Genomic DNA, 24090 nt, shown 5'->3' with positions numbered 1-24090 from the left:
AAGTTGACGGGTCGAGCCAAGACCTTCTTTGCGCCTTTGTGCGAAACAAAATGGATGCACCGCTTGCTGGCTGGGAATCTCGACGCGGCTTCCCCGTTGCAGGCCCCTCTGTCAGCCACCTCCCCATCGCAATTCGATAGGGAGGATTTGGGCTGTTTCTCCCACTCTTCGTCATCCTGAACTTGTTTCAGGATAACATGCGACGGTTGTTCGTTATCCTGAAACAAGTTCAGGATGACGAGAGGGGTGTCGGGATGACGGTGGGTGTTTTAACAGCCTTGCCCCGCCTTCGCCAACATCGGCTTCAAATAATGCCCCGTGTAAGATGCCGCGACCTTCACCACATCCTCCGGCGTGCCCTCCGCAACGATCTCGCCGCCTTTAACGCCGCCTTCTGGACCCAAGTCGATGATCCAATCCGCCGTCTTAATGACGTCGAGATTATGTTCGATGACTACCACGCTGTTGCCCTGTTCCACCAGGCGGTGGAGGACTTCGAGGAGTTTGCGGACATCCTCAAAATGCAGGCCGGTGGTGGGCTCGTCTAGGATATACAGCGTCTGGCCGGTGGACCGGCGGCTGAGTTCCTTGGCGAGTTTGACGCGTTGCGCTTCGCCGCCTGATAGGGTCGTTGCCTGCTGCCCGACCTTGACATAGCCAAGGCCAACCTCCGCCAGCATCGCCATTTTGTCGCGGATCGGGGGGACGGCCTTGAACACCTCCACCGCGTCCTCCACCGTCATGTCGAGCACGTCGGCGATGGAGAGGCCCTTCCATTTGACCTCCAATGTTTCGCGGTTGTAGCGTTTGCCGTTACATTCCTCGCACGTCACATAGACGTCGGGCAGGAAGTGCATTTCGATCTTGATCAGGCCATCGCCGCTGCATGTTTCACATCGGCCGCCCTTGACGTTGAACGAAAACCGGCCCGGCTTATACCCGCGCGCGGCGCTTTCGGGCAGTTGCGCGAACCAGTCGCGGATGTTGGTGAACGCGCCGGTATAGGTCGCGGGGTTTGACCTTGGCGTGCGGCCAATGGGGGATTGGTCGATGTCGATCACCTTGTCGCAATGTTCCAGACCCGTCACCTTGTCATGCGCGCCCGCAATGACGCGCGCGCCATTTAAGGAGCGTGCCGCAGAGGCATAGAGCGTGTCGATGGTGAAGCTCGACTTGCCGGAGCCTGATACGCCGGTGATGCAGCAAAATGTGCCCAAAGGAATGCTCGCGGTGACGTTCTTCAGATTGTTGGCGCGGGCATTGTGGACGGTCAGCTTCTTCTTATTGCCCTTGCGGCGGGTCTTGGGCACCGCAATCTCGCGCGTGCCGTTAAGGTACGCGGCGGTCAGGCTGTCTTTCGACTTCAGGATTTGGGCTAACGTGCCTTCGGCCATGACGGTGCCGCCATGCACGCCCGCGCCGGGGCCCAAGTCCACCACCCAGTCGGCGGTGCGGATGGCGTCCTCGTCATGCTCGACCACGATGACGGTGTTGCCCAAGTCGCGCAAGCGGCGCAGCGTCGCGAGCAGGCGGTCATTGTCCTTTTGGTGCAAGCCGATGCTGGGTTCGTCGAGCACATAGAGCACGCCCGAAAGCCCGCTGCCGATTTGGCTCGCCAAGCGGATGCGCTGGCTCTCCCCGCCGCTCAACGTGCCGCTGGTCCGGTCAAGGTTGAGATAATCCAACCCGACATTGTTGAGGAAGCCCAAGCGTTCGTTGATTTCCTTGAGGATCGCCTTGGCAATTTGCTGCTGCTGATTGGTCAATGTCTGGTCGACGCTGCCGAACCACTCCAGCGCGTCACCGACGCTCATCCGCGTGGGTGTGGCGATGTCGACGCCGGCGATTTTGACACTCAGCGCCTCTGGCTTCAACCGCGCGCCGTGGCAGGTCTCGCAGGGTTGCGACGTTTGATATTTCGACAATTCTTCGCGCATCCACGCGCTGTCGGTTTGCAGCAAGCGGCGGTTGAGATTGCCGATGACGCCCTCAAACGCCTTGTTGACCGTATATTCCTTGCGCCCGTCCTTGAACGTAAGCGCGACCGCCATGCCGCCCGTGCCGTGCAGGATTATGAGCTTCTGTTCGGGAAGCAAATCCTCCCAAGCAGTATCGAGATCGAAGCCATAAGCCTTGGCGAGGCTGGACAGCACTTGCATATAATAAGGGCTGGGCGGGTTCGATTTCGCCCAAGGCACAATCGCGCCCTTCTTCAAGGACAGATGTTCGTTGGGGACCACCAGTTGCGGGTCAAATTCCTGCCGCTCGCCAAGGCCGTCACAATCCGGACAAGCGCCTTGCGGGGCGTTGAAAGAAAACAGACGCGGCGCGATTTCGGCAATGGTGAAGCCGCTGACGGGGCACGCGAATTTTTCGGAGAAGACGATGCGGTTGGCAGGCAGGCCAGTGCCCTTCATCGCGCCGCCGGTGACGTTCGATGGCGCAGGCGAGAATGTGGCGCGGGCCTCACCAAATGCAGTGGGCACACCATCGGCATTTTGGGTCTGCAGCTCCGCCACTGTGGTGTCTGCCAAGTCGACAAAGGCCAAGCCATCGGCGAGCTTCAACGCCGCCTCAAAACTCTCGGCCAGCCGTTGCTGGATGCCGTCCTTGACCACGATCCGGTCAACGACAACCTCAATGTCATGCTTATATTTTTTGTCGAGCGCGGGGGCTTCTTCAATTGCGTAGAGTTCGCCGTCGATGCGCACGCGGGTGTAACCCGAACGTTGCCATTCGGCGAGTTCCTTGCGATATTCGCCCTTGCGGCCTTGGACCACGGGCGCGAGCAAGAAAGCGCGGGTGCCCTCGGGTAAAGCCATGACGCGGTCGACCATCTGGCTGACGGTTTGCGCGGTGATCGGCAGGCCCGTTGCGGGCGAATAAGGCACGCCAACGCGCGCCCATAACAGCCGCATATAATCGTAAATCTCGGTCACGGTGGCCACCGTGGAACGCGGATTACGGCTGGTGGTTTTTTGCTCGATGGAGATGGCGGGGGACAGACCCTCAATATGCTCGACATCCGGCTTTTGCATCATCTCCAGAAACTGGCGCGCATAAGCGGAGAGCGATTCGACGTAGCGGCGCTGCCCCTCGGCATAAATGGTGTCGAAAGCGAGGCTGGACTTGCCGGAACCGGACAGGCCCGTGATGACGATGAGCTTGTCGCGCGGCAGGTCGATATCGACGCCCTTGAGATTATGCTCGCGCGCACCGCGCACCTTGATGTGGGTGAGTGACATAGTTCAGCTTGTTCCAGATTTGTTCTAAAATCGCAAGGGGGCGCGTGGATTGGGTCGTGGGCCAAAAATTATCGAATTTCAAGGCAGGCTTTTGCCGTATTTTGCATCCTTTCGCATTTGCGGCATGTCGATGTAAAATCACAGACTAGGCGCTTGGGGCGCTAGGTTGATTTTCCGCTTCTCACCTGTTCGAAACCATGCTTGAGTAATCCGATGGAATCTGAACTGCGCAACCACCCGATCAGCGGCGAACCGCTTCCCATAGCAACGCCTGCGGCGACCATGGTCATTTTTCGCAACAACCCGAATAATGGCGCCCCCTTATTGCTGATGGTCGAGCGTATCAAGGCCATGGCCTTTGCCGGCGGCGCTGCGGTCTTTCCCGGCGGCAAAGTTGACCCTGCCGATTTCGATTATGCGCAGCTATTGTGTTCGTCTTTGCCTTTGGATGAAGCCGCCGCCCGCCTCGCGGCGATCCGTGAGACGATTGAGGAGTCCGGACTGGCGCTGGGTCTGTCCGGCATTTCGGATGCCGCCGACTGCGTTGAGGCGCGTGCGGCGTTGCATGATGGCGAAAGCCTGCAGGCTGTCTGCAACCGTTTTGGTTGGGTGCCGGATTTTGAACAGCTTGTGCCCTGGTCACGCTGGCGGCCACCGGCCTTTGAAAATGCGAGTCGCGTTTTTGATACGCGTTTTTATTTGGTGGATGCAGGCGACACCACGCCCGTTGCGACGGTGGACAAGACCGAAAACCGGATGCTGTTTTGGGCAACGGCGGCTGAGGTGTTGGAAAAAGCAGATCAAGGCCAGGTGAAGATCATCTTCCCCACACGGCGCAATCTGGAACGGCTGGCTATGTTCGGTGATTTTGATGCTGCCGCTGCGCATGCGGCGGAGCATCCTGTGTCGACGGTGCTCACCTATATCGACAAACGCGCGGATGGAAGCTGGCTATGCATCCCCGACGGTCATGGTTATCCTGTCATTGAGGAACCACTCGGCAGCGCCCTGCGGGGATGAGTACCCCCCCCCGCAAGCGGGAGGGGAGTGACGTCAGCTGTCTATCAATCCTCAGGCGCGATGGTCACGATCAAGCCATCGAGCGCATCGCTGACGGGGATCTGACACGACAGGCGTGAGGTTTCATTGCGGTGATCGGTGCTGTCTAGCAAATCGTCTTCGTCCGCACTCATTTTGGGCAAAAGGTCGGTAAAGGCGGGGTCAATATGCACATGGCAGGTCGCGCAGGAGCAGCAGCCGCCGCATAGTGCGAGCAATTCGTCAAAACCATTGTCGCGGATCACTTCCATTAGCGACAGGCCGTTTTCGGCTTCGACTTCGCGACCTTCGCCGTTACGTGAAATTACCGTGACTTTGGCCATGAACTGCTCCTCGTATTCTGAATGATGACGGCCTGATAGGTTGCACCTGCGGACATGTGAAGCCCTAATTTAATGGGGATAAGTCCGGTGCTACCCTTGGCCAGCACCGCGCCAGCGCCTATGCATGCCTACAATAGAATCAGAAAGACAATATATGACCGAAAATCGCCACGCCCCTGTCGTCATCATTGGTTCCGGCCCTGCGGGATATACCGCCGCCGTTTACGCTGCGCGCGCGAACCTGACGCCGATGATGATCACCGGCGTTGAAGTTGGCGGGCAATTGATGACGACGACGGAAGTCGACAATTGGCCAGGCGATGATGCGGGCGTTATGGGTCCGGAATTGATGGACCGGATGCGCAAGCATGCCGAACGTTTTGGCACGCGCATTGAGAATGACTATATCGAGAAGGTCGATTTTTCGAAGCGGCCCTTTGTACTGACGGGTGGGGCGGGTGACTATACAGCCGATTCCGTCATCATCGCGACAGGCGCAAGTGCGCAATATCTCGGGCTACCGAGCGAAACTACGTTTATGGGCAAGGGCGTATCGGCCTGTGCCACCTGTGACGGCTTCTTTTACCGCAACAAGCCAGTTGCCGTGATTGGCGGCGGCAATACGGCTGTGGAAGAGGCTTTGTATCTCGCTAATATCGCGAGCCATGTAACCCTGGTCCACCGCCGCGATAAATTAAAGGCGGAGAAAATCTTGCAAGATCGCCTGTTCGCGCGTGAGGCAGAGGGCAAGGTCACGATCAAGTGGAACCACCGTCTGGATGAAGTCTTAGGCGACGCGATGGGCGTCACCGGCATGCGCATTGCCGCGACTGATGGTGACGGCACCGAAGATATCGAACTGCATGGCGTGTTCATCGCCATCGGCCACAAGCCGAACACCGGTATTTTCGAAGGCCATCTCGATATGGCAGGCGGTTATATAAAAGTGCGCGGAGGGTTCGAAGGGCAAGCAACTGAAACCAGCGTTCCCGGTGTCTTTGCCTGCGGTGATGTTATGGACCATATCTACCGGCAGGCATGCACAAGCGCCGGCACGGGATGCATGGCGGCGCTGGATGCAGAGCGGTTTATCGACGCAGTTGCTTGAGGCCCGTCAGCCTTCCGCTTTCTTCTCCTGCCGGAACTTGTGCAGCAGCGGCTCGGTATAGCCATTGGGTTGCATTACGCCTTCGAATATCAGGGCACGGGCGGCCTTTAGCGCAAGGCTCGCTCCGTCTAGCTTTTCGTAGAGCGGGTCGCCAGCATTTTGGGTGTCAACCTTGGCTGCCATCTTGGTCAGTGCTGCGTCCACCTGCGCTTCTGTCGCAATGCCGTGAAGCAGCCAGTTGGCGATATGCTGGGACGAAATGCGCAGTGTGGCGCGATCCTCCATCAGACCGATGTCGTGAATGTCGGGGACTTTGGAACAGCCGACGCCTTGGTCAATCCAGCGCACGACATAGCCTAATATACCTTGCGCGTTGTTTTCTAGTTCTTGTGTCACATCCTCGGCCGACCAGTTATGACCAACGGGGGCTACAGGAATGGTCAGCAGCGGCTCAAGGCCAGGCGTCGGTTCCTTGGCAAGTTCCGCCTGACGGGCGAACACGTCGAATTGGTGATAATGCATTGCATGCAACGTCGCGGCTGTAGGTGACGGTACCCAAGCCGTGTTTGCGCCAGCCTTGGGATGACCAATTTTCTGGACCATCATATCGGCCATCATATCGGGCGCGGCCCACATGCCTTTGCCGATCTGCGCCTTGCCGCTGAGGCCACAGGCAAGGCCGATTTGGACATTGCGGGCTTCATAAGCTTGAATCCAGGAAGATGTTTTCATCTCGGCTTTGCGGATCATTGGGCCAGCGTGCATCGCCGTGTGCATTTCGTCACCTGTGCGATCCAGAAAGCCAGTGTTGATGAATACAATTCGGTTACGGACCGCATGAATAGATGCGGCAAGATTTGCGCTGGTGCGGCGTTCTTCGTCCATGACGCCAACCTTGATCGTGTGGCGTGCGAGGCCAAGCACATCTTCTACAGCGTCGAACAAATCGTTGGTGAACGCGGCTTCTTCTGGACCATGCATTTTGGGTTTGACGATGTAGATGCTGCCTGTGCGACTATTGCGATGTGTGCCAAGTCCCTTAAGATCATGCAGCGCGCAAAGTGACGTAAACAATGCGTCTAATATGCCCTCGGGCGTTTCACTACCGTCCGCGAGTAATATCGCTGGATTGGTCATCAAATGCCCGACATTCCGTACGAACATGAGACTGCGTCCGGGGAGCGTGAGGCCGTCATACACACGATCTGCCTCAAGTGCGCGGGTGACAGTCTTGCCACCCTTGTCGAAACTTGCAACCAGATCGCCGCGCATCAGGCCAAGCCAGTTGGTATAAGCTGCGACCTTATCATCGGCATCAACTGCAGCGACAGAGTCTTCCAAGTCGATGATGGTTGTCAGTGCCGATTCAAGGATGACATCGGCGATGTGCAGCTCGTCCGTGGCGCCTACAGGATGCTGCGGATTGACCAAGACTTCGATGTGCAGGCCGTGATGTTTGAATAAATAACGCGTAGTGTCGCCCGATTGGGCCTTTGTCACGAAATAGGGATTGTCGCCGCCCGCTAGAGCTGCCTGCCAACCGGGAATGGCTTCGTTGAGAAAATTGCGCGCATACGCTACAACTGCATCGCCGCGGTCGGTGTCATAGCCACCGGGCCGGGCTGCGGGTGCCGACAGAACGTCAGTACCATATAACGCATCATAAAGGCTGCCCCAGCGCGCATTTGCGGCATTGAGGACGAAGCGGTCATTGAGGCTTGGCACCACAAGCTGCGGTCCAGCCATAGTCGCAATTTCCGCATCAACATTTTGCGTACCAATGCTGAACGCCTCAGGCTCGGGAACCAGGTAACCAATTTCGCGCAAGAAGGCTTGATAGCCTGCCATGTCGGTAATTGGGCCGGGATTGGCGCGATGCCATGCGTCCAGCTTGGCCTGAATATCGTCGCGTTTGGCCAGTAGCTTCCGGTTGTGGGGTACAAAGCGCCCTAGAATATCAGATAGGCCCTGCCAGAGAGTATCTGTAGCGATGCCCGTGCCGACAAGGGCATAATTCTCGACAAATTCGGCAAGCTGTTCGGCAACCTGAATTCCGGCACGCGCTACATATTTGGTCATTATCTGGCTCCAGTAAATATGGTGCCTGGGGAGATTTTTATATTTGCGCAACCCATTAACGGTTGTTGCCCAACGACAAAAGGAAAAAACGGGACGAGCGGTTAATTCAATGGCACGCCATGCATTGGGCCGAGGCAAATTACATCTGAGCCCGATCAAGCATAGCCTGACGAGCGTTGCGCTTGCATCCTCTACCTCAGTTGCTTAATGACATGGCAGTCATCTGGGGAGTAGCTAGTCGTTCTACCCGAACGAGACATGCATCAACATATTTGGCCGAGAGGTCATGGTGCATGTGGGGCCACAAGGTTGAAAAGATCATGTGGTTCAAGGCGAGACTAATGGCATTGGTTATCCGTTCCGGTCGGGCGGGGTGGCCAATGGCATTGCGTCAAAAAACTGCCTGACCCGGGATATTTTTATGGAAATCTTTTTCACGTCCACCTTGTTGGTTGCTGTTGCCGAAATTGGCGACAAGACGATGCTTTTGGCAATATTACTTGCCACCCGTTTCAAAAAGCCGATCCCGGTAATCGCAGGGATATTCACTGCCACCATCGCCAATCACGCACTCGCCGCATGGGCGGGCAGCGCGCTTGCCACAATCTTTATGAGCGACACTTTCGGCTATGTCGTGGCGATAGGTTTCATATTGATGGCCGCATGGACGTTGGTTCCAGACAAGGTAGACGACGATATCAAAGTGGTCTCGCAAGGCGGGGCATTTATTGCGACCACAATCGCTATTTTTGTGGTCGAAATGGGCGATAAGACGCAGGTCGCGACGATAGCGCTGGGTGCCCAATATCATGCAGTTTGGGCGGTTGCTGCTGGCACGACATTGGGCATGATGATTGCCAATGTACCAGCGGTCTATTTAGGCGAGAAGCTAGTCGCGAAAATTTCCCTGCGCACGGTGCATATCATTGCCGCCACCATGTTTCTAGTTCTTGGAATTTGGCAGTTGTGGGAGTTGTCGAACCGCGCCTAAGCTGTTAGGCGCGCCGCAGATATTATAGCTTCGGAACCAAAGTGACATGACAGACAGCATTAAGAAAGTCGTTCTTGCTTATTCGGGTGGCCTCGACACCAGCGTCATCCTGAAATGGTTGCAGGTTGAATATGGCTGCGAAGTCGTCACTTTCACCGCTGACTTGGGTCAAGGCGAAGAGCTGGAACCTGCGCGGGCGAAAGCTGTGCTGATGGGCGTGCCTGACCATCATATTTATATTGACGATCTGCGCGAAGAATTTGTCCGTGATTTTGTCTTCCCAATGATGCGCGCTAATGCACGTTATGAAGGTGACTATCTATTGGGCACCTCGATTGCGCGGCCTTTGATTTCGAAACGGTTGATTGAGATTGCGGCAGAAACGGGCGCGGATGCCATTGCGCACGGCGCGACGGGCAAGGGTAATGACCAAGTTAGGTTCGAATTGTCGGCTTATGCGCTCAACCCCGATATCAAGGTCATCGCCCCTTGGCGCGAATGGGATCTGACCAGCCGTACGCGGCTGATTGAATGGGCTGAACAACATCAGATCCCTGTGCCAAAAGATAAACGGGGCGAAAGCCCGTTTTCAACCGACGCGAACCTGCTGCACACCTCATCTGAGGGTAAAGTGCTGGAGGACCCGTGGGATGAAACGCCAGATTATGTCTATTCGCGGACGGTCAATCCCGAAGACGCGCCAGATACGCCCGAATATATCACCATCGATTTTGAAAAAGGCGACGGCGTTGCACTCAATGGTAAAGCCATGTCGCCAGCGACCTTGTTGGCAGCGTTGAATGAATTAGGCCGCAAGCATGGCATTGGACGACTTGATTTGGTGGAGAACCGTTTCGTCGGCATGAAATCGCGCGGCATGTATGAAACGCCCGGCGGCGAGATTTATGCGCGTGCCCATCGCGGCATCGAAAGCATCACGTTGGACCGCGGCGCAGCGCATTTGAAAGATGAGCTGATGCCCAAATATGCGGAGCTTATCTACAATGGCTTTTGGTTCTCACCAGAGCGTGAGATGTTGCAAGCCGCGATAGACCATAGCCAAGTACATGTCTCCGGCACCGTTCGGTTGAAGCTGTATAAGGGGCTTGCAAGCGTGGTTGGTCGCAAATCGCCCAACAGCCTGTACAGCGAGAAGGTTGTGACATTCGAAGATGACGCGGGTGCCTATGACCAGAAGGACGCAGCAGGCTTTATCAAGCTAAATGCGCTGCGTTTGCGTTTGCTGGCAGGACGTAAAGGGTAACTCCTGCGAATAAGGCACAGAGGACGCCGCTGACAAAATAGAAGAAAGTTCTTTGGACACGCGAAGGTTTAATTGCCTAATTAAAGCTGATACGCTCCTGCTGGAAAAGAGGAGAGTCGACATGCATGATCTGGTTATTCGGGGCGGAACCGTAGTTGATGGCACGGGTGCAGCGCGCTTTGTGGCTGATGTTGCGGTTGATGGCGGCCTTATCACTGCCGTTGGCCAAATTAGTGCAGCGGGTCGTGAAGAAATCGATGCGACCGGTAAGGTTGTCGCACCAGGATTTGTCGATATCCACACCCATTATGACGGCCAAGCGACTTGGGACAGCGAAATGGCCCCATCCAGCTGGCATGGTGTCACGACTGTGGTCATGGGCAATTGCGGCGTTGGCTTTGCGCCTGCGCGCAAGGAAAAGCATGAATGGCTGATCGGCCTGATGGAGGGTGTGGAGGACATTCCTGGCACGGCTCTGGCCGAAGGTATGAAGTGGGATTGGGAGAGCTTTCCCGATTATTTGGACGCACTGGAACGCTTGCCGCGCACATTGGATATCGGCACGCATGTTCCGCATGGCGCGTTACGCGCTTATGTCATGGGGGAACGCGGCGCCGATAATGAAGAACCTACGGCAGCCGACATTGCCGAAATGGGGCGGCTGGTCGAAGAAGGTGTGCGCGCAGGGGCGCTTGGCGTTTCCACATCGCGGACCGTTTTGCACAAGTCTATCGATGGTGAACTTGTCCCCGGCACAACAGCGACCGAACCAGAACTTCTGGCGCTTGGCCGGGCCATGGCGCGCGCCGGTCATGGTGTTTTTGAACTAACGTCCGATCTATTGCCCGAATGGGATGAATTCGGTTGGATGCAGCGGCTTTCAGCAGAAACGGGCCAGCCAATTGTTTTTACCATGCTGCAATCACCTATTAAACAGATGCACTGGGCAGACCAGATGTCGGCGATGCGGTCGGCAAATGATAATGGCGCAAACATAGTCGCGGCGATTGGGCTGCGTGGCATTGGTGTCATCATGAACTGGCGCGGCACAGTGCATCCATTTATGCGCAAACCAAGCTGGCAGGCGATCAAAGACCTTGGTTGGGACGCGCAAAAGGCGAAGTTATCCGGCGCCGCCTTTAAGGCGCAGTTGCTGGCGGAAGAAAATCTACCGCCACCTTCGCCTGACATGGCGCCATTTTTCATGCTCGTTACGGCCGCATGGGCGATGCAATTTCCGCTGACGGACGAATTTAGCTATGAGCCCACACGCGAAGAAAGCGTGTTCGGTTTTGCCAGTGCTGCAGCAAAAGATTCCGCTGAATTTGCTTATGACCAGCTTATGTCGGATGACGGCAATGGCATGATATATTTGCCGATCCTTAACTATATGGACGGCAATCTGGAGTTCACCAAGGAACTGCTGGAGGCCGAGGATACGTTAGCGTCGCTGTCAGACGGTGGGGCACATTGTGGAACCATTTGCGATGCCGCCGCGCCGACGTTCCTGTTGAGTTATTGGGCACGCGACCGCAAAGCAGGAACGATCCCGCTTGAATTGGCAGTGAAGCGGCAATGCTATGACACTGCGCGGCTATATGGGCTGAATGACCGTGGCCTACTGAAGCCGGGCTATCTTGCGGACATCAACGTGATCGACTTTGACACGCTGAAATTGCAAAAACCTTGGCTGGCTTTTGATTTGCCTGCGGGTGGTAAGCGTTTGCTGCAAAAAGCGACGGGTTATGTCGCGACAATCAAGTCCGGTGTGGTTACGTTCCGCGATGGACATATGACCGGCGCACTACCCGGCACTGTGATACGAGGTCCACAAAGCGCGCTGATGGCTGAAGCGGCGGAGTGAGCGGAGCTTAAAATCCAAGCCCTGAGACAAGATTTACTCTGTACATTTTCGACTTAGGGGGCACGGGAAGCGGAGGGTGTAAGCCCCCCCCCTGTCGTGACGCTGAACTTAATTCAGTAACTTAGTTTTCGAAAACTAATCTGAAAAATCAAACCCGCATTGGCATCAATACGTACAAGGCCGCTGACTTGTCATTTTCACGGATCAAGGTCGGTGCACTAGCGTCGGCCAAGTGGAGTTCGACCATATCACCTTCGATCTCGCCCAAAATGTCCATCAAATAGCGCGCGTTGAAACCGATTTCGAAACCTTCGCTGCTATATTGACCAGTCACTTCTTCCGCTGCGGTGCCGTTTTCGGGGCTGGTGACTGACAAGGTAATCTTGTCCTGATCCAGCGCCATTTTGACGGCACGGGTTTTTTCGGTCGCGATGGTCGCGACGCGGTCAACGCCTTGTGAAAATGCCTTGGGGTCGATGCGCAGCAATTTGTCATTCGCAGTTGGAATGACGCGGCTATAATCGGGGAACGTGCCGTCGATCAGCTTTGATGTCAGGATGACGCTGTCAAAGGTGAAGCGGATTTTGCTCGCCGACAGGTCGATCTGAATAACATTGTCGCCGCTTTCGTCGAGCAGCTTGCGGATTTCCGCAACACATTTGCGCGGCACGATGATGTCGGGCATGTTTTCTGCGCCAGCAGGGCGTGGCAATGTCACGCGCGCCAAGCGGTGACCATCTGTGGCTGCCGCCTTCAAAACCGGCTCAGCATCATCGGTGACGTGGAGGAAAATGCCGTTGAGATAATAACGTGTTTCTTCGGTCGAAATCGCAAAGCGCGTTTTATCGATGATCTGGATCAGCGAGCTTGCAGGGATTTCAAACGATGTTGGCAAGTCACCTTCGGCAATCGTCGGGAAATCTTCGCGCGGCAGTGTCGCGAGTGAGAAACGGGCGCGGCCAGCATTTACGGCCATGCGACCATCGGCGGCGTGCAGTTGCACTTGCGAACCATCGGGCAACTTGCGCGCGATTTCGAACAATGTGTGCGCAGAAACTGTGGTTGCACCGGGAGTTTCGACATCGGCGGCAAAGGTTTCAACGACCTGTAAATCAAGGTCAGTTGCAGTCAGCTTAATCTTCCCGCCTTCGCTTGCTTCGATAAGGACATTGGACAAAATCGGTATGGTGTTGCGCCGCTCCACTACGGACTGGACGTGGCTCAGGCTTTTCAGCAGGGTCGCGCGTTCGATCGTGGCTCTCATTCAAATTCCCCTTGTCGGGCCGGATGGTCTTCAAACCAGCCAAAAAACCCTATTTCTATGCCGAATCTTCCATAACCGCTTTGACCATTAGGGCAAGCTGATAGCTTTTGCCTCCAATAAAATCCTGTGGAATAAGGGCAAAATGAGCATTTCAACAAACAATCGACGGCTTTTCATCGCGCGGCATGGGGAGACAGTGTTTAACAAGGTGGCACGGATGCAAGGCCAGGCAGAATTGCACACGCCGCTGACCTGGGAAGGCTGCGTGCAAGCGCGCGGGATGGGGCGTGCGTTGGCCGAATATCTCGGTCCGGACGTCCGACCGCAGCTTTGGTCATCCACTGCAGGCCGCGCGCTGCAAACACTTGCCTTAATTGCAGAAGAAATTGATGCGGACTGGCACGCGACCAACCGCGACGACCGTTTGCTTGAAATCGACGTCGGACTTTGGTCAAGCCGGACCTATGCTGACATTGCCGCTGAAATCGGCCCAATCGTCGACGTCGAACATAAATTGTTTTCGGTCCGGCCCGAAGGCGGGGAATATTATGAAGAGGTGGCGCAGCGGCTTTCGCATTGGTTGGGCGAATTACCCTTTGATCAGGATATGCTCATCATTTGTCATGGGATGACTGCACGGGTGTTGCGCGGGTTGCTGCTTGGGATCGAACCGATGGCGCAGTTCGGCGCACCCATCGCGTCCAGCCTAGCACAAGGTAGCATGGTGATGATCCGCGACGGCGTCGAAGCGTTAGTCATCGATGGCAGCGGAGAAGGCGAGCGGGCGTGAAAGCATCCGTGTGGCCGTTATATGTTTGGCTAGGCTGCCTTGAGCTGCAAGCACATTAAAAACCAGTTGAAGCCGAATTGACTCACTGAAACGCAGCAAGTCTGTTACAAAAGATAACAGTTACGGTTTGTTCGATTACAAATTGCGCCTGGGTATGGCTTTCGTCCCGCGAGTCTCCAGTTTACAACGGCTATATGCCATGGAAAAACCACTGACCCGTTTGCCCGAGCATGCCGACAATATGTCGGTCGCCTTTATTATCGTCGTCTTTTTCGCCACTTATATTGTTGCGTGAGGATCTAACGATTATCGCAGCTAGCAAGTCCTTTTGCACTGCTTTTGATGTCGATTGCGCGGGCATAACGGGCAAAAAGCTCGCTGACTTAGGGCAGGGTGAATGGGATGTGCGGCAGCTAAGCGCGCTGTTGCAAGCCACAGTGTCGGGCAAAGCCGCTATTGATGTTTATGAAATGGATTTGGTGCGACCTGAAAAGGACACGCTGCGCTTATTGATAAACGCCCATACGCTCGATTATTTCGAAGCTGAGAGCATTCGTGTCGTGCTCGCCATCACCGATGTCACATCACAGCGCTTGGCCGATAAAGTGCGCGATTGTCTTTTTTGCGAAAAGCAGTTGCTGCTTAACGAAATACAGCACCGTGTCGCGAATAGTCTTCAGATTATTGCAAGTGTCCTTTTACAAAGCGCGCGTAAGGTGCAGTCCAACGAAACGCAGGCGCATTTACGCGACGCCCATAATCGTGTGATGTCCGTCGCCAAGCTGCAAAAGCATCTTTCTTCAACAGCCATCGATAATGTTGGCTTGAAAAATTACTTTGCAGATTTGTGCAATAGCATCGGAGCTTCGATGATCGCTGACCCCGGGCGGATAAAACTCTCAACGCAATGCGATGACAGCACCGTTGATCCGGACACGTCGGTCAGCCTTGGCTTGATTGTCACCGAATTGGTCATCAATTCGCTCAAACATGCCTTTCCGGGCCAGAATCAGCATGGATCGATCAACGTGAGCTTCACATCTGATGGTAAGGCATGGACGCTCGTCGTCGCAGATGATGGTATCGGGATGCCCAAGAATGAAGATGACCGTAACCCGGGCTGGGCACTGGTATCGTCGAGGCATTGGCAAGCCAATTGGGTGCAGTTGTCATAATCTCGGATGAGGCACCGGGGACAAAGGTTTCGGTGGTCCGCACCGCGTAAGCCGCAACGCTGGCTTTTCATGGACAACATAATTATAGGCGCGGCTATCATGAAGATTCCTGGCCATATCGACCCCGTAGTCTCGCCGCGCGTCATAACCCCGCGCAGCGATGGCCGCATTGATCTCATAGGGCTGAGCCATCTTCAGATTCGAACATTGTTTGAAGAATCGCAATTGGACGAAAAGGCGGCAAAACTCCGTTCCAAGCAGGTTTTTCATTGGATTTATCATCGCGGTGTTACCGATTTTGAGGCGATGACCGATATTGCTAAGACGATGCGGCCATGGCTTGCGGATCGATTTGTGATTGGCCGTCCAGAGGTGGTTGAAGCGCAAGTGTCATCCGATGGCACGCGCAAATGGCTTTTGCGCACCGATGATGCGCAAGATTATGAAATGGTGTTTATTCCCGACGCGGATCGCGGGACATTGTGCATTTCAAGCCAAGTTGGCTGCACGCTCAATTGCCGTTTCTGCCATACTGGGACGATGCGGCTGGTGCGCAATCTGACGCCCGGTGAAATTGTCGGTCAGGTCATGCTGGCACGAGATGCGTTAGGCGAATGGCCAAAGGGCAATATGGCCTTTGCATCTGCCGACGAGGATGAGGATGACGATGTCGGCCATTACACTGCCGATGGTCGCATGCTGACCAATATCGTGCTGATGGGCATGGGTGAGCCGCTCTATAATTTTGACAATGTCCGCGACGCGATGAAGATTGTCATGCATGGCGATGGTCTGGGCCTATCGCGTCGTCGTATCACGCTTTCAACATCGGGTGTCGTGCCTATGATGGCGCGCGCAGGTGAGGAGATTAACGTCAACCTGGCGGTGTCGCTGCATGCCGTGGTTAAAGATGTGCGCGACGAATTGGTGCCCCTCAACCGCAAATATGGCATTGATGAATTGCTACGTGCTTGTGCAGAATATCCCGGTGTCAGCAATGCGCGGCGGATCACGTTTGAATATGTGATGTTGAAGGATAAGAATGACAGTGACGAAGACGCACGCCAGCTTGTAAGCCTTATCCGGCAGTATAAACTGCCCGCCAAGGTCAATTTGATCCCCTTCAATCCATGGCCTGGCGCAGACTATGAATGTTCTGACCCCGAACGAATTAAGCGTTTTTCCAGCATCATCTTTGAAGCTGGTATCAGTGCGCCCGTGCGCACACCGCGTGGCCGTGATATCATGGCGGCATGCGGGCAGCTGAAATCCTCCAGCGAGAAGAAAAGCCGCGCTGAGCTTGACCGCCTCGCTGAGGAAAAACAGGCGGCGTTAGGTTAAGATATGGTCGCGGAAGCTACAGAAGTGAATGGCGGCGTATTCGCGCGCCACAACCGCCTGCCTTTTGCCATTGATGTGGCCACTGGTTTATTGTTCTACGTCATAGCTAAAATGACAGATTTACAAACCGCCGCCTTGGTTGGTGTTGCCATCGGCTTTGGTCTTGTTACGTTTCAGCGGATCACAAAAATCGATGTCACAGGCGGCCTCGCTTTGTTTGGCATACTCATGCTTTGCATATCGGCTGGGTTGGCGGTGTGGTTGAATGATGATGAATGGATCAAACTACGCGGCACAATAACGGGTTTGATTGCCGCCAGTTTTTTCATCATCGATGGCGCGCGGGGTGGCCAATATATCGGCAAAGGTTTGGCGCGTTACATGCCATATTCGGATATCCATGCGGGCCGCTTTGCTATCGTCATGGGCGTCATCGGCCTCATCATGGCGGCGTTGAATTATGGCGCTGCAAAATTGCTGACGACAGACAATTGGCTGTTCTACAAAACCTTTATCGATAATTTTATCGTTATTGGCCTTGTGATGCTTGCCATGCGCTTTGCTCGGACAAAGCCAACTGCTTAAGCGAAAATCGCCACTGACTGCATACCTGTCAACACAGCTTCGCCGCGGCTGTTCCAGACTGTCATATACTGACTGCTTGCGCCATTAGCGGCGTGGTGCGTTTCGCTGGATAGATACCACCAGCCATTTTCGGTTGTCGGAGAATCGGTCAACATATTGATTTGCCAGTTCATGGAACTCACCATGCCCTTTTCGGTCATGAGACCCATTGCAGACGGAGGCAGAGCATCACCAATACAAATAAGCTCGGCAATAGGGTCTAACCCTTGATACTCGGTCAACCGATGCCAGCTTGCAAGCCTATTGGTCGCCATCCCTAGCTCCAGTCTTTTGTCCGGATATTGCATATGACCCGTGAAAAACTCCGGCGGTCCGCTGCGCACAACGTCGTCCGTTGGAATAAGCGGGAAGTCCGGAGCCGGGATATTTGCATAATCCAAGTGGCTCTGCCTGCGATACATGAATATGAAATTGCATATAAGGCCCACGCCATCTGCGCCGGATATTTCGGCCTGAATGAAGGCGGTGTTCTTACCGCGCCGCAGAATATGTGCGCTGACATCTACGTCACCTGCCAGAGGCCCGACAAAAGCGATTTGGGCCGATTGCAGAGGAGGAAGATCATCTGCTGCCAACCTTGCTGCCTGATAGGCCAGAACGGAGCTCAGGCCGCCATAAGACGTGCGTCCCTGATGCCAGCTCGGCGGAATGGAGATTTTGTGAGGCGTTGCGCCGTTCGTAAATTGGGCGAGAAGCGATGCTAAGTTCATGCTATGGGCTTAGCGATGGAAGATCAATGCCGCAAGCCGCAGCTATTGCTCCGGTTAAGCTTCGATCGATAATGAATAGAGACATCGCAAAGAGGAATATGGTGGGCGTAGCAAGGATTGAACTTGCGACCCCTGCGATGTCAACACAGTGCTCTACCACTGAGCTATACGCCCACTCTGCGGCAGCCTCTAGCTCGGCTTTCCCTATCATTCAAGCCTATTTCAGTTCACCGAAACTTTCCCTCGCACACAGGCGTTCGACTTTGACAGCAGGATCCCTGAGATGGACGGGTTTGGACAGGATTTTTGCGCACGGCTTGTTCGCCTTCCGCACGCAAAGCTAGGATTGTAGTCAGCCATAACACATTCCAAGGCAGCGCAGTCGCTATTCTGCGACCGCTGCATAATTGGAATATTTTATTTTTCCTATTTTGCTGAGAATCTGCCAATCATGCACATAAGAAACTCAGGGGAAGCATGGCACCGACGGATATAGATGGATTCGCAAAATGGGGCACGGAAACGCCTTCTGTGCCTGTGCTGCTGTCTGTGCCGCATGCCGGGCGTGACTATCCATCCCAGCTGTTCGATGCATTAAGATTGCCGCCGGCTGCTCTATTGCGACTTGAGGACAGATATGCTGACGTGCTCACGCGGCGCTGTGTCCAGTTGGGATATCCTGTCATCATGGCGCACCGTGCGCGGGCGTGGATCGATTTGAACCGCGACGAACAGGATATTGACACTGAAATGGTTAAAGGGGCGCGGCGTAGCGATTATCCCGCGCCGGGGGTCAAACAACGCGGCGGTCTTGGCCTTATTCCCCGAAGATTGTGGGGCGAGGGTGAATTGTGGAAACGGCAATTTACCTTGGATGAGGTGCAGCACCGCATATTGTCGTTCCACCGACCCTATCACGAAGCAGTTGCGGATGTACTTGAGCAGATGCGGCGGCGGTTTGGTGTTGCTATATTGCTCGACTTACACAGCATGCCGCCGATCCGTAGCGCAGCTTCTGGATCAGGGCCTCAATTTGTTGTTGGCGACCGTTTCGGCAAAAGTGCGGCGTCACGATATGCCGAGTTGTTAATGACGCGGTTGCAAGCCCAAGGGTTTAGCGCCGCGCTGAACCATCCCTATCCGGGCGCGTATATTCTCCGCCGCCACGCGCGGCCATATGCCAACATCCATGCTATTCAGTTGGAAGTAGACCGTTCGCTGTATCTCGACCCCGATTTGCGCCATCCTGGGGCTGGTTTTGACCGCATAAATATAATGATCTCTGCCCTCGTGTCGGCGCTTGCCGATGAAGCATTGGGTTCCGCTACCCTGATTGCCGCGGAATGACGGCGAAAAAACCACCCCGGATTGTTCCGGGGTGGCCTAGGTTCAGGGAGTTGATGCCTTCACAAGCATCGGTGGACGAGACCGGGAGGGGATGATTCCGTCCATGGCTAAGGATGGGGTGCGGGCATTACGGTTTCAAGACTCACGCCGAAACCAAGTGCAGTTTGCCGACCAGTCGCCCGATGGTTGCGAGGAATGGTGCATCACCTGCTAAGGCGTTATACGCATAGGACGGCTTGCCCATGCCGTCACTTCCCCAAATCGGTCGGTAACGGCATGAAGTAAACGTTCAACTTAGGTCGAAGGCAGTTCCGTCACTTGCGGTACTTTACCTTGTGCGACCTGAACTGCAAAGATTTCCCGCATCAATTGCAAAGAGAATAAATGTGCATGGATCAGCGCAAGAATGCCGTTTTGGTTCAACTTGCGAACCGTGTCACCACGAAGCTCGCGCAACTTGTTTTCGTCAATCATCTTAAAACCGCGATAGATGAAGGGCTGCTCCTGACCTTCTTGTTGAATAGACACTTCACCGTCCATCAGTAGGTCTAATTTTTTGATTTCCTCAACAAAAGCGTGCGTTTGCGCCCCAGCATTTTCAAAGTCTTCGCAGAACTTCAAAATCGCTTTCGTATTCTCGCTTGGCGTGCCGTCTTCAAACAAAGGCATGCCTTCTTCAAATTCGCCAACTGCACCTGACGTTGGATCAAAGCACAACGATAATTCATCTGTGTCCGGACGCAGTTTCGCCAACAGGAAGGGATAGCGGCGGACATATGCTGGGATGTAAACAGGGCGTTCAAAATGACCTTCGTCATTCATGAAAGTGTTAACGCCTTCATTCATGCCCATCAAGACGAGCGGCACAGGGTTTTCCGATGCGGAAAAGATGATTGGATAGGTGCGCGACGCGGGCACAAATTCTTCAATCGTCAACGGAATGGCATGTTGGCCCTCAAGGAATTTGGCATTTTCGAGCATGCGTGACTTCCACGTCACATGATCGTTGCTGCTCAACGGCACCAGGTCGTTGTACAAAAGCGGGAGGTTGGCGGCTTGGGGCGCGGTGGCCATATGTAACTCCATCGTTGAATTATAATAAACAAATTTTGAAGGCGCCGTTTAAGCGGATAGCCTTGTTTACGCAAGCGGAACAAGTTTGCCGGGGTTCATAATTCCCATCGGATCAAGCGCATTTTTAATGGCCCGCAATGCTGCAAGCCGCGCCGGTTCGGTCAGACGTTCGAACTCTGCGATTTTTGCCTGTCCAATGCCATGTTCGGCGGAAAGCGACCCTCCATATGCGCGTACGCGGTCGTAGACGTGCGACGTAATCGCTTTGCCGTCGCAGGCATACCAAGATGTTATATCTATTCCGTCTGGGGCCTTGACATGAAAATGGATATTGCCGTCCCCCAAATGCCCAAAAGCAAGCGTTTTAGTACCGGGATAGGTTCTTTCAATCACCGGGGATTCATCTTCAATGAAACGGGCCATCGCAGACACGGGAACGCTGATATCATGTTGCAATGCAGGCCCCGCTGCGCGCTCGGCTTCTGCAATAGAATCGCGGATTTTCCAGAACGCTTCGGCTTGCGTGTCGCTGCTTGCGATGGTTGCGTTGCCGAGCAGATTCTCAGTCATGGCCTTTTCCAACAGGCGCGTGGCCAGTTCGCTGGGGGGTAACTGCCCTGGATCATCCTGCACAAACTCCATCAGCGCGTGCCAACGATGCGCGGTGTCTAACGGTGGCCGTGTTCCGGAGATATGGGTTGTCACGGCGTTCAGCGCGCGCTGTGGTAGAATTTCGAAGCCTTCCAAGCGTTCCCGGCCATGCCGTTGCATAAACAACAACAAGTCATATGCTTGGGCGGGGCTGTCGACCCCGGCCCACACGACGCAGCGATCTATGAGGGCAGGAACCGTGTGTAAGACGGCCTTCGTGACGATACCAATCGTCCCTTCTGCACCAATCAAAAGTTGTTTCAGATCATAACCGCGATTGTCTTTTTTCAACGGTGCCATAGCGTCATAGATGGATCCATCGGGCAAGACCGCCTCAAGGCCGGCCACGAGCATCCGCATCGTGCCGTGGCGGAGAACTTGCGTTCCGCCTGCATTGGTTGAAATCAACCCGCCGATGGTGGCCGATCCCTTGCCACCTAAGGTAAGCGGAAAGCGGCGCCCAACGGCCGCTGCGGCTTCATGCAAATTTTGCAGAATTACCCCCGCATCACAGCAAATCAGTCCATCTTCTGCGTCCATAACGCTCATGTGGTTCATTCGCCGCAAAGACAGGATTACCTGCTGACCGCTTGTGTCTGGCGTTGCACCAGCGACCATCCCGCTATTGCCGCCTTGCGGGACGAGCGGAATCCGGTGCTTAGCCGCTAGCTTCACTACTGCAGCAACTTCGTGCGTATTGGCCGGCGAAAGCAGGGCAGGGGCTGCGCCTGTAAATCGGCCACGCCAGTCGGTTAGCCAAGGCGCAATAACGTCGGTTTCGTCTGAATAGCCCTTCGGTCCCAATATGGCTTGAAATTCTGATAAAATCTTTACATTTGGCACAGTATTTTCCATTGTCCGCAACGGCCTTGACTTGCAATTCATGATAGGTTCAACCTTATCGGGTAAAGCGATCCGAACTTCAACTTCATACCGGAATGTTTCTTGCGCGCACTATTGGTAATCATCCTTTTTGCTGTCGCAGGGACAACATTGTCGGATAAGGCTTTGGCACACTTTAAGGTCGCCGCAATTGATCGTCCGCACATACCCTTGCTTGGGTTAAAGACCGAATTCCATCAGGTCCGTGTCGACCAACGTGTCATTGTTCGATTTCCTGCCCAGGTTTCAGTTCCGGCAACGGTGGCTGGGCAAAGGCAGTCCGTTGGCAAGATTAAATATAAAGAAAAAAAGATCGGAAAATGCCTTTTGGTCAACAGGCTCGGTGGTTCGCGTCCAGGTCCTGACCGAAGTTTGGATTTGCTGACGCGGGACGGCATTCTCATTCGCGCGTATCTAGGTGACGGCTGCCTCGCCCGCGAATTCTACGCCGGCGCCTATATGGAACGGTCGTATGACGGCAAATTATGCGTCAATCGGGATATTTTGCATGCTCGCACGGGCGCCAAATGCGACATTGATAAGTTCAGGCTGCTGATCCCGCGCTAGTACCTGCTCCATCGGGCATCTATCTTGACTTTTTTTGCGATAGCGACCAATGGCCACGCTCGTCCCCGTGAATTTGTCGCTGGTGGCGCTGCGCCATCTCTTTTCCGGAACACCATATGCGTTTTGCCGACATCGGCCTGTCTGACGAGTTATTGAGAGCCTTGAGTGAGGCTGGCTATGACGCGCCGACCCCGATCCAGGCTGCGGCTATCCCACAAGTCCAAATGATGCGCGACATCATTGCCATTGCGCAAACGGGGACTGGCAAGACCGCAAGTTTCGTTCTTCCCATGATTGATGTGCTAGCCAATGGTCGTGCGCGCGCACGGATGCCTCGTAGCTTGATATTGGAGCCGACGCGCGAATTGGCCGCGCAAGTAGCTGAGAATTTTGAAAAATACGGCAAATATCATAAGCTGTCGATGGCGCTTCTGATTGGTGGCGTGCAAATGGGGGATCAGGTCAAGGCGCTTGAAAAGGGCGTTGATGTATTGATTGCTACTCCGGGCCGGTTGATGGACTTGTTTGAGCGCGGCAAGATTTTGCTGACCGGTTGCGAGATGCTGGTCATCGACGAGGCTGACCGGATGCTCGACATGGGCTTTATCCCAGATATAGAAAGCATCTGCACAAAATTGCCAACAACACGCCAGACATTATTGTTTTCGGCTACGATGCCGCCACCGATAAAAAAGCTGGCGGACAAATTCTTGTCTAACCCGAAATATATCGAAGTGGCGCGTCCTGCGACTGCGAATGTCAACATCGAACAGTTTTTGGTCAATGTGACCCAAATGAAAAAGCGAGATGTTCTGCGCGACCTTTTGCGCACTGAAAAAGTGTCGAACGCAATCGTCTTCTGTAATCGTAAGACGACAGTGCGCGAATTGAACACCAGCCTTCAACGCCACGGCTTTCAATCTGGCGAAATTCACGGTGATATTGACCAAGCGTCGCGCCAGAAGCAGTTAGAAGCCTTCAAGAATGGCGACATTAACCTGCTCGTGGCATCGGACGTCGCGGCGCGTGGGCTTGACGTTAAGGGTGTCAGTCATGTGTTTAACTTCGATGCGCCATGGCACCCCGACGACTATGTTCACCGCATTGGCCGCACGGGCCGTGCTGGCGCCAAGGGCAAGGCCTTCACCTTTGTCACCAAGGCTGACGAAGAAGCGATTGAAAATATTGAAAAGCTAATCGGCAATAAGATCGAGCGGCTTGGTAAGATTGAAGCTCCAGTAGAAGGCGAAGAGCGGGGGCCTGCAAAGCGCGGTCGCCGAGCACCCTCGGCTAAGGCCATAGAAGTGCGGTCTGACACGCCTGAGGCAGCGGCAGAAGCGCCAGAACCAGTGCGTGAGAAAGCGTTGGCCAAGCCAGCACGTGAAAAGCAAGCACCTAAAGCGGAAATGGCTAAGCCAGATCAGTCGAGCGGAGCTGCGACGTCAGGCGATGATGGCTGGAACGGGCCGATGCCTGGTTTCTTGAGCGTGGGTTTCGGCAGCTAAGAAACGCTTGCGATACTATTGATCGGTCAATTTCAAAATTGCTTTTGCTTCGTCATCCTGAACTTGTTTCAGGGTAACAGGCCAGATTGATGCTTTATTCTGAAACAAGTTCAGGATGACGAAGGCTTTGCGCAGATGCTATTTACAGTCATCGAGTTAAATCCGATTTCACTGTCTCTCTATCCAACAAAAAAGGGCCCGCATCG

General features: G+C 54.5%; 19 protein-coding genes, 1 tRNA gene and 1 riboswitch. Of the genes, 12 read left to right on the top strand and 8 right to left on the bottom strand.

Annotated features, from left to right (window positions below):
• Positions 1–269 precede the first annotated feature (269 nt).
• The gene (uvrA, locus tag ACILP4_RS00335; protein ID WP_395618769.1) at positions 270–3245 is read right to left on the bottom strand and encodes an excinuclease ABC subunit UvrA; all 2976 of its coding nucleotides are present in this window, start codon (positions 3243–3245) and stop codon (positions 270–272) included.
• 213 nt (positions 3246–3458) lie between these two features.
• Here uvrA and ACILP4_RS00330 point away from each other — a divergent pair, with 213 nt between their 5' ends.
• Positions 3459–4265, top strand: a complete 807-nt coding sequence (locus ACILP4_RS00330) for an NUDIX hydrolase (RefSeq protein WP_395618768.1) — start codon at positions 3459–3461, stop codon at positions 4263–4265.
• Between the two features lie 44 nt (positions 4266–4309).
• Here ACILP4_RS00330 and ACILP4_RS00325 read toward each other — a convergent pair whose 3' ends face one another.
• Positions 4310–4627 carry a 2Fe-2S iron-sulfur cluster-binding protein gene (locus ACILP4_RS00325; protein ID WP_395618767.1) on the bottom strand — a complete coding sequence of 106 codons (318 nt, stop codon included), beginning with the start codon at positions 4625–4627 and terminating at the stop codon, positions 4310–4312.
• 154 nt (positions 4628–4781) lie between these two features.
• Here ACILP4_RS00325 and trxB point away from each other — a divergent pair, with 154 nt between their 5' ends.
• Positions 4782–5735, top strand: coding sequence for a thioredoxin-disulfide reductase (gene trxB, locus ACILP4_RS00320; RefSeq protein WP_395618766.1), 954 nt, complete (start codon positions 4782–4784; stop codon positions 5733–5735).
• 6 nt (positions 5736–5741) lie between these two features.
• Here trxB and ACILP4_RS00315 read toward each other — a convergent pair whose 3' ends face one another.
• Positions 5742–7814 (bottom strand): malate synthase G, encoded by a 2073-nt coding sequence (locus ACILP4_RS00315; RefSeq protein WP_395618765.1) that lies wholly within the window; start codon positions 7812–7814, stop codon positions 5742–5744.
• 212 nt (positions 7815–8026) lie between these two features.
• Positions 8027–8142: riboswitch (yybP-ykoY riboswitch) on the top strand.
• 93 nt (positions 8143–8235) lie between these two features.
• Here ACILP4_RS00315 and ACILP4_RS00310 point away from each other — a divergent pair.
• The 3 genes from ACILP4_RS00310 (at position 8236) to ACILP4_RS00300 (ending at position 11933) form a co-directional block, all read left to right on the top strand.
• Positions 8236–8805, top strand: a complete 570-nt coding sequence (locus ACILP4_RS00310) for a TMEM165/GDT1 family protein (RefSeq protein WP_395618764.1) — start codon at positions 8236–8238, stop codon at positions 8803–8805.
• A gap of 46 nt (positions 8806–8851) precedes the next feature.
• The gene (locus ACILP4_RS00305) at positions 8852–10069 is read left to right on the top strand and encodes an argininosuccinate synthase (protein WP_395618763.1); all 1218 of its coding nucleotides are present in this window, start codon (positions 8852–8854) and stop codon (positions 10067–10069) included.
• 121 nt (positions 10070–10190) lie between these two features.
• Positions 10191–11933 (top strand): amidohydrolase family protein, encoded by a 1743-nt coding sequence (locus tag ACILP4_RS00300; protein ID WP_395618762.1) that lies wholly within the window; start codon positions 10191–10193, stop codon positions 11931–11933.
• A 148-nt stretch (positions 11934–12081) separates the two neighbouring features.
• Here ACILP4_RS00300 and dnaN read toward each other — a convergent pair whose 3' ends face one another.
• A complete protein-coding gene (dnaN, locus tag ACILP4_RS00295) occupies positions 12082–13197 on the bottom strand; it encodes a DNA polymerase III subunit beta (protein WP_395618761.1) in 1116 nt (371 codons plus the stop codon).
• 142 nt (positions 13198–13339) lie between these two features.
• Here dnaN and ACILP4_RS00290 point away from each other — a divergent pair, with 142 nt between their 5' ends.
• The 4 genes from ACILP4_RS00290 (at position 13340) to ACILP4_RS00275 (ending at position 17088) form a co-directional block, all read left to right on the top strand.
• Complete coding sequence (locus tag ACILP4_RS00290) at positions 13340–13987, top strand: histidine phosphatase family protein (protein ID WP_395618760.1); 648 nt, start codon at positions 13340–13342, stop codon at positions 13985–13987.
• A gap of 287 nt (positions 13988–14274) precedes the next feature.
• A complete protein-coding gene (locus tag ACILP4_RS00285) occupies positions 14275–15162 on the top strand; it encodes a sensor histidine kinase (RefSeq protein WP_395618759.1) in 888 nt (295 codons plus the stop codon).
• 69 nt (positions 15163–15231) lie between these two features.
• A complete protein-coding gene (gene rlmN / locus ACILP4_RS00280) occupies positions 15232–16503 on the top strand; it encodes a 23S rRNA (adenine(2503)-C(2))-methyltransferase RlmN (RefSeq protein ID WP_395618758.1) in 1272 nt (423 codons plus the stop codon).
• 3 nt (positions 16504–16506) lie between these two features.
• Positions 16507–17088, top strand: a complete 582-nt coding sequence (locus tag ACILP4_RS00275) for a septation protein IspZ (protein WP_395618757.1) — start codon at positions 16507–16509, stop codon at positions 17086–17088.
• Here ACILP4_RS00275 and ACILP4_RS00270 read toward each other — a convergent pair.
• A complete protein-coding gene (locus ACILP4_RS00270; RefSeq protein WP_395618756.1) occupies positions 17085–17858 on the bottom strand; it encodes a thioesterase family protein in 774 nt (257 codons plus the stop codon). The genes ACILP4_RS00275 and ACILP4_RS00270 overlap by 4 nt on opposite strands.
• Positions 17859–17957: 99 nt before the next feature.
• A tRNA-Val gene (locus tag ACILP4_RS00265) sits at positions 17958–18032 on the bottom strand.
• 303 nt (positions 18033–18335) lie between these two features.
• On the opposite strand from ACILP4_RS00265, the gene ACILP4_RS00260 reads away from it, so the two are divergent.
• A complete protein-coding gene (locus ACILP4_RS00260; RefSeq protein ID WP_395618755.1) occupies positions 18336–19205 on the top strand; it encodes an N-formylglutamate amidohydrolase in 870 nt (289 codons plus the stop codon).
• 294 nt (positions 19206–19499) lie between these two features.
• Here ACILP4_RS00260 and ACILP4_RS00255 read toward each other — a convergent pair whose 3' ends face one another.
• Positions 19500–20279: a SapC family protein gene (locus ACILP4_RS00255; protein WP_395618754.1), complete on the bottom strand. Its 780-nt coding sequence runs from the start codon at positions 20277–20279 to the stop codon at positions 19500–19502.
• 66 nt (positions 20280–20345) lie between these two features.
• Positions 20346–21785, bottom strand: a complete 1440-nt coding sequence (locus ACILP4_RS00250; RefSeq protein WP_395618753.1) for an FAD-binding oxidoreductase — start codon at positions 21783–21785, stop codon at positions 20346–20348.
• A gap of 90 nt (positions 21786–21875) precedes the next feature.
• Between ACILP4_RS00250 and ACILP4_RS00245 the strand changes: the two genes are divergently transcribed.
• Together ACILP4_RS00245 and ACILP4_RS00240 are read left to right on the top strand one after the other, a co-directional pair.
• Entirely contained in the window at positions 21876–22379 is a 504-nt protein-coding gene (locus ACILP4_RS00245; RefSeq protein WP_395618752.1) for a hypothetical protein, read from the top strand.
• A gap of 116 nt (positions 22380–22495) precedes the next feature.
• Positions 22496–23884 carry a DEAD/DEAH box helicase gene (locus ACILP4_RS00240; RefSeq protein ID WP_395618751.1) on the top strand — a complete coding sequence of 463 codons (1389 nt, stop codon included), beginning with the start codon at positions 22496–22498 and terminating at the stop codon, positions 23882–23884.
• Positions 23885–24090: the final 206 nt, after the last annotated feature.

It is taken from the genome of Sphingorhabdus sp. (assembly GCF_044239045.1).
GTDB lineage: Bacteria > Pseudomonadota > Alphaproteobacteria > Sphingomonadales > Sphingomonadaceae > Sphingorhabdus_B.
This window is presented reverse-complemented; position numbering and strand designations above follow the sequence as displayed.

What these genes read in the sequence shown, in the direction of transcription:
- uvrA (WP_395618769.1), bottom strand. Translation starts at nt 3,245, where the DNA reads ATGTCACTCACCCACATCAAGGTGCGCGGTGCGCGCGAGCATAATCTC.
- ACILP4_RS00330 (WP_395618768.1), top strand. Translation starts at nt 3,459, where the DNA reads ATGGAATCTGAACTGCGCAACCACCCGATCAGCGGCGAACCGCTTCCC.
- ACILP4_RS00325 (WP_395618767.1), bottom strand. Translation starts at nt 4,627, where the DNA reads ATGGCCAAAGTCACGGTAATTTCACGTAACGGCGAAGGTCGCGAAGTC.
- trxB (WP_395618766.1), top strand. Translation starts at nt 4,782, where the DNA reads ATGACCGAAAATCGCCACGCCCCTGTCGTCATCATTGGTTCCGGCCCT.
- ACILP4_RS00315 (WP_395618765.1), bottom strand. Translation starts at nt 7,814, where the DNA reads ATGACCAAATATGTAGCGCGTGCCGGAATTCAGGTTGCCGAACAGCTT.
- ACILP4_RS00310 (WP_395618764.1), top strand. Translation starts at nt 8,236, where the DNA reads ATGGAAATCTTTTTCACGTCCACCTTGTTGGTTGCTGTTGCCGAAATT.
- ACILP4_RS00305 (WP_395618763.1), top strand. Translation starts at nt 8,852, where the DNA reads ATGACAGACAGCATTAAGAAAGTCGTTCTTGCTTATTCGGGTGGCCTC.
- ACILP4_RS00300 (WP_395618762.1), top strand. Translation starts at nt 10,191, where the DNA reads ATGCATGATCTGGTTATTCGGGGCGGAACCGTAGTTGATGGCACGGGT.
- dnaN (WP_395618761.1), bottom strand. Translation starts at nt 13,197, where the DNA reads ATGAGAGCCACGATCGAACGCGCGACCCTGCTGAAAAGCCTGAGCCAC.
- ACILP4_RS00290 (WP_395618760.1), top strand. Translation starts at nt 13,340, where the DNA reads ATGAGCATTTCAACAAACAATCGACGGCTTTTCATCGCGCGGCATGGG.
- rlmN (WP_395618758.1), top strand. Translation starts at nt 15,232, where the DNA reads ATGGACAACATAATTATAGGCGCGGCTATCATGAAGATTCCTGGCCAT.
- ACILP4_RS00275 (WP_395618757.1), top strand. Translation starts at nt 16,507, where the DNA reads ATGGTCGCGGAAGCTACAGAAGTGAATGGCGGCGTATTCGCGCGCCAC.
- ACILP4_RS00270 (WP_395618756.1), bottom strand. Translation starts at nt 17,858, where the DNA reads ATGAACTTAGCATCGCTTCTCGCCCAATTTACGAACGGCGCAACGCCT.
- ACILP4_RS00260 (WP_395618755.1), top strand. Translation starts at nt 18,336, where the DNA reads ATGGCACCGACGGATATAGATGGATTCGCAAAATGGGGCACGGAAACG.
- ACILP4_RS00255 (WP_395618754.1), bottom strand. Translation starts at nt 20,279, where the DNA reads ATGGCCACCGCGCCCCAAGCCGCCAACCTCCCGCTTTTGTACAACGAC.
- ACILP4_RS00250 (WP_395618753.1), bottom strand. Translation starts at nt 21,785, where the DNA reads ATGGAAAATACTGTGCCAAATGTAAAGATTTTATCAGAATTTCAAGCC.
- ACILP4_RS00240 (WP_395618751.1), top strand. Translation starts at nt 22,496, where the DNA reads ATGCGTTTTGCCGACATCGGCCTGTCTGACGAGTTATTGAGAGCCTTG.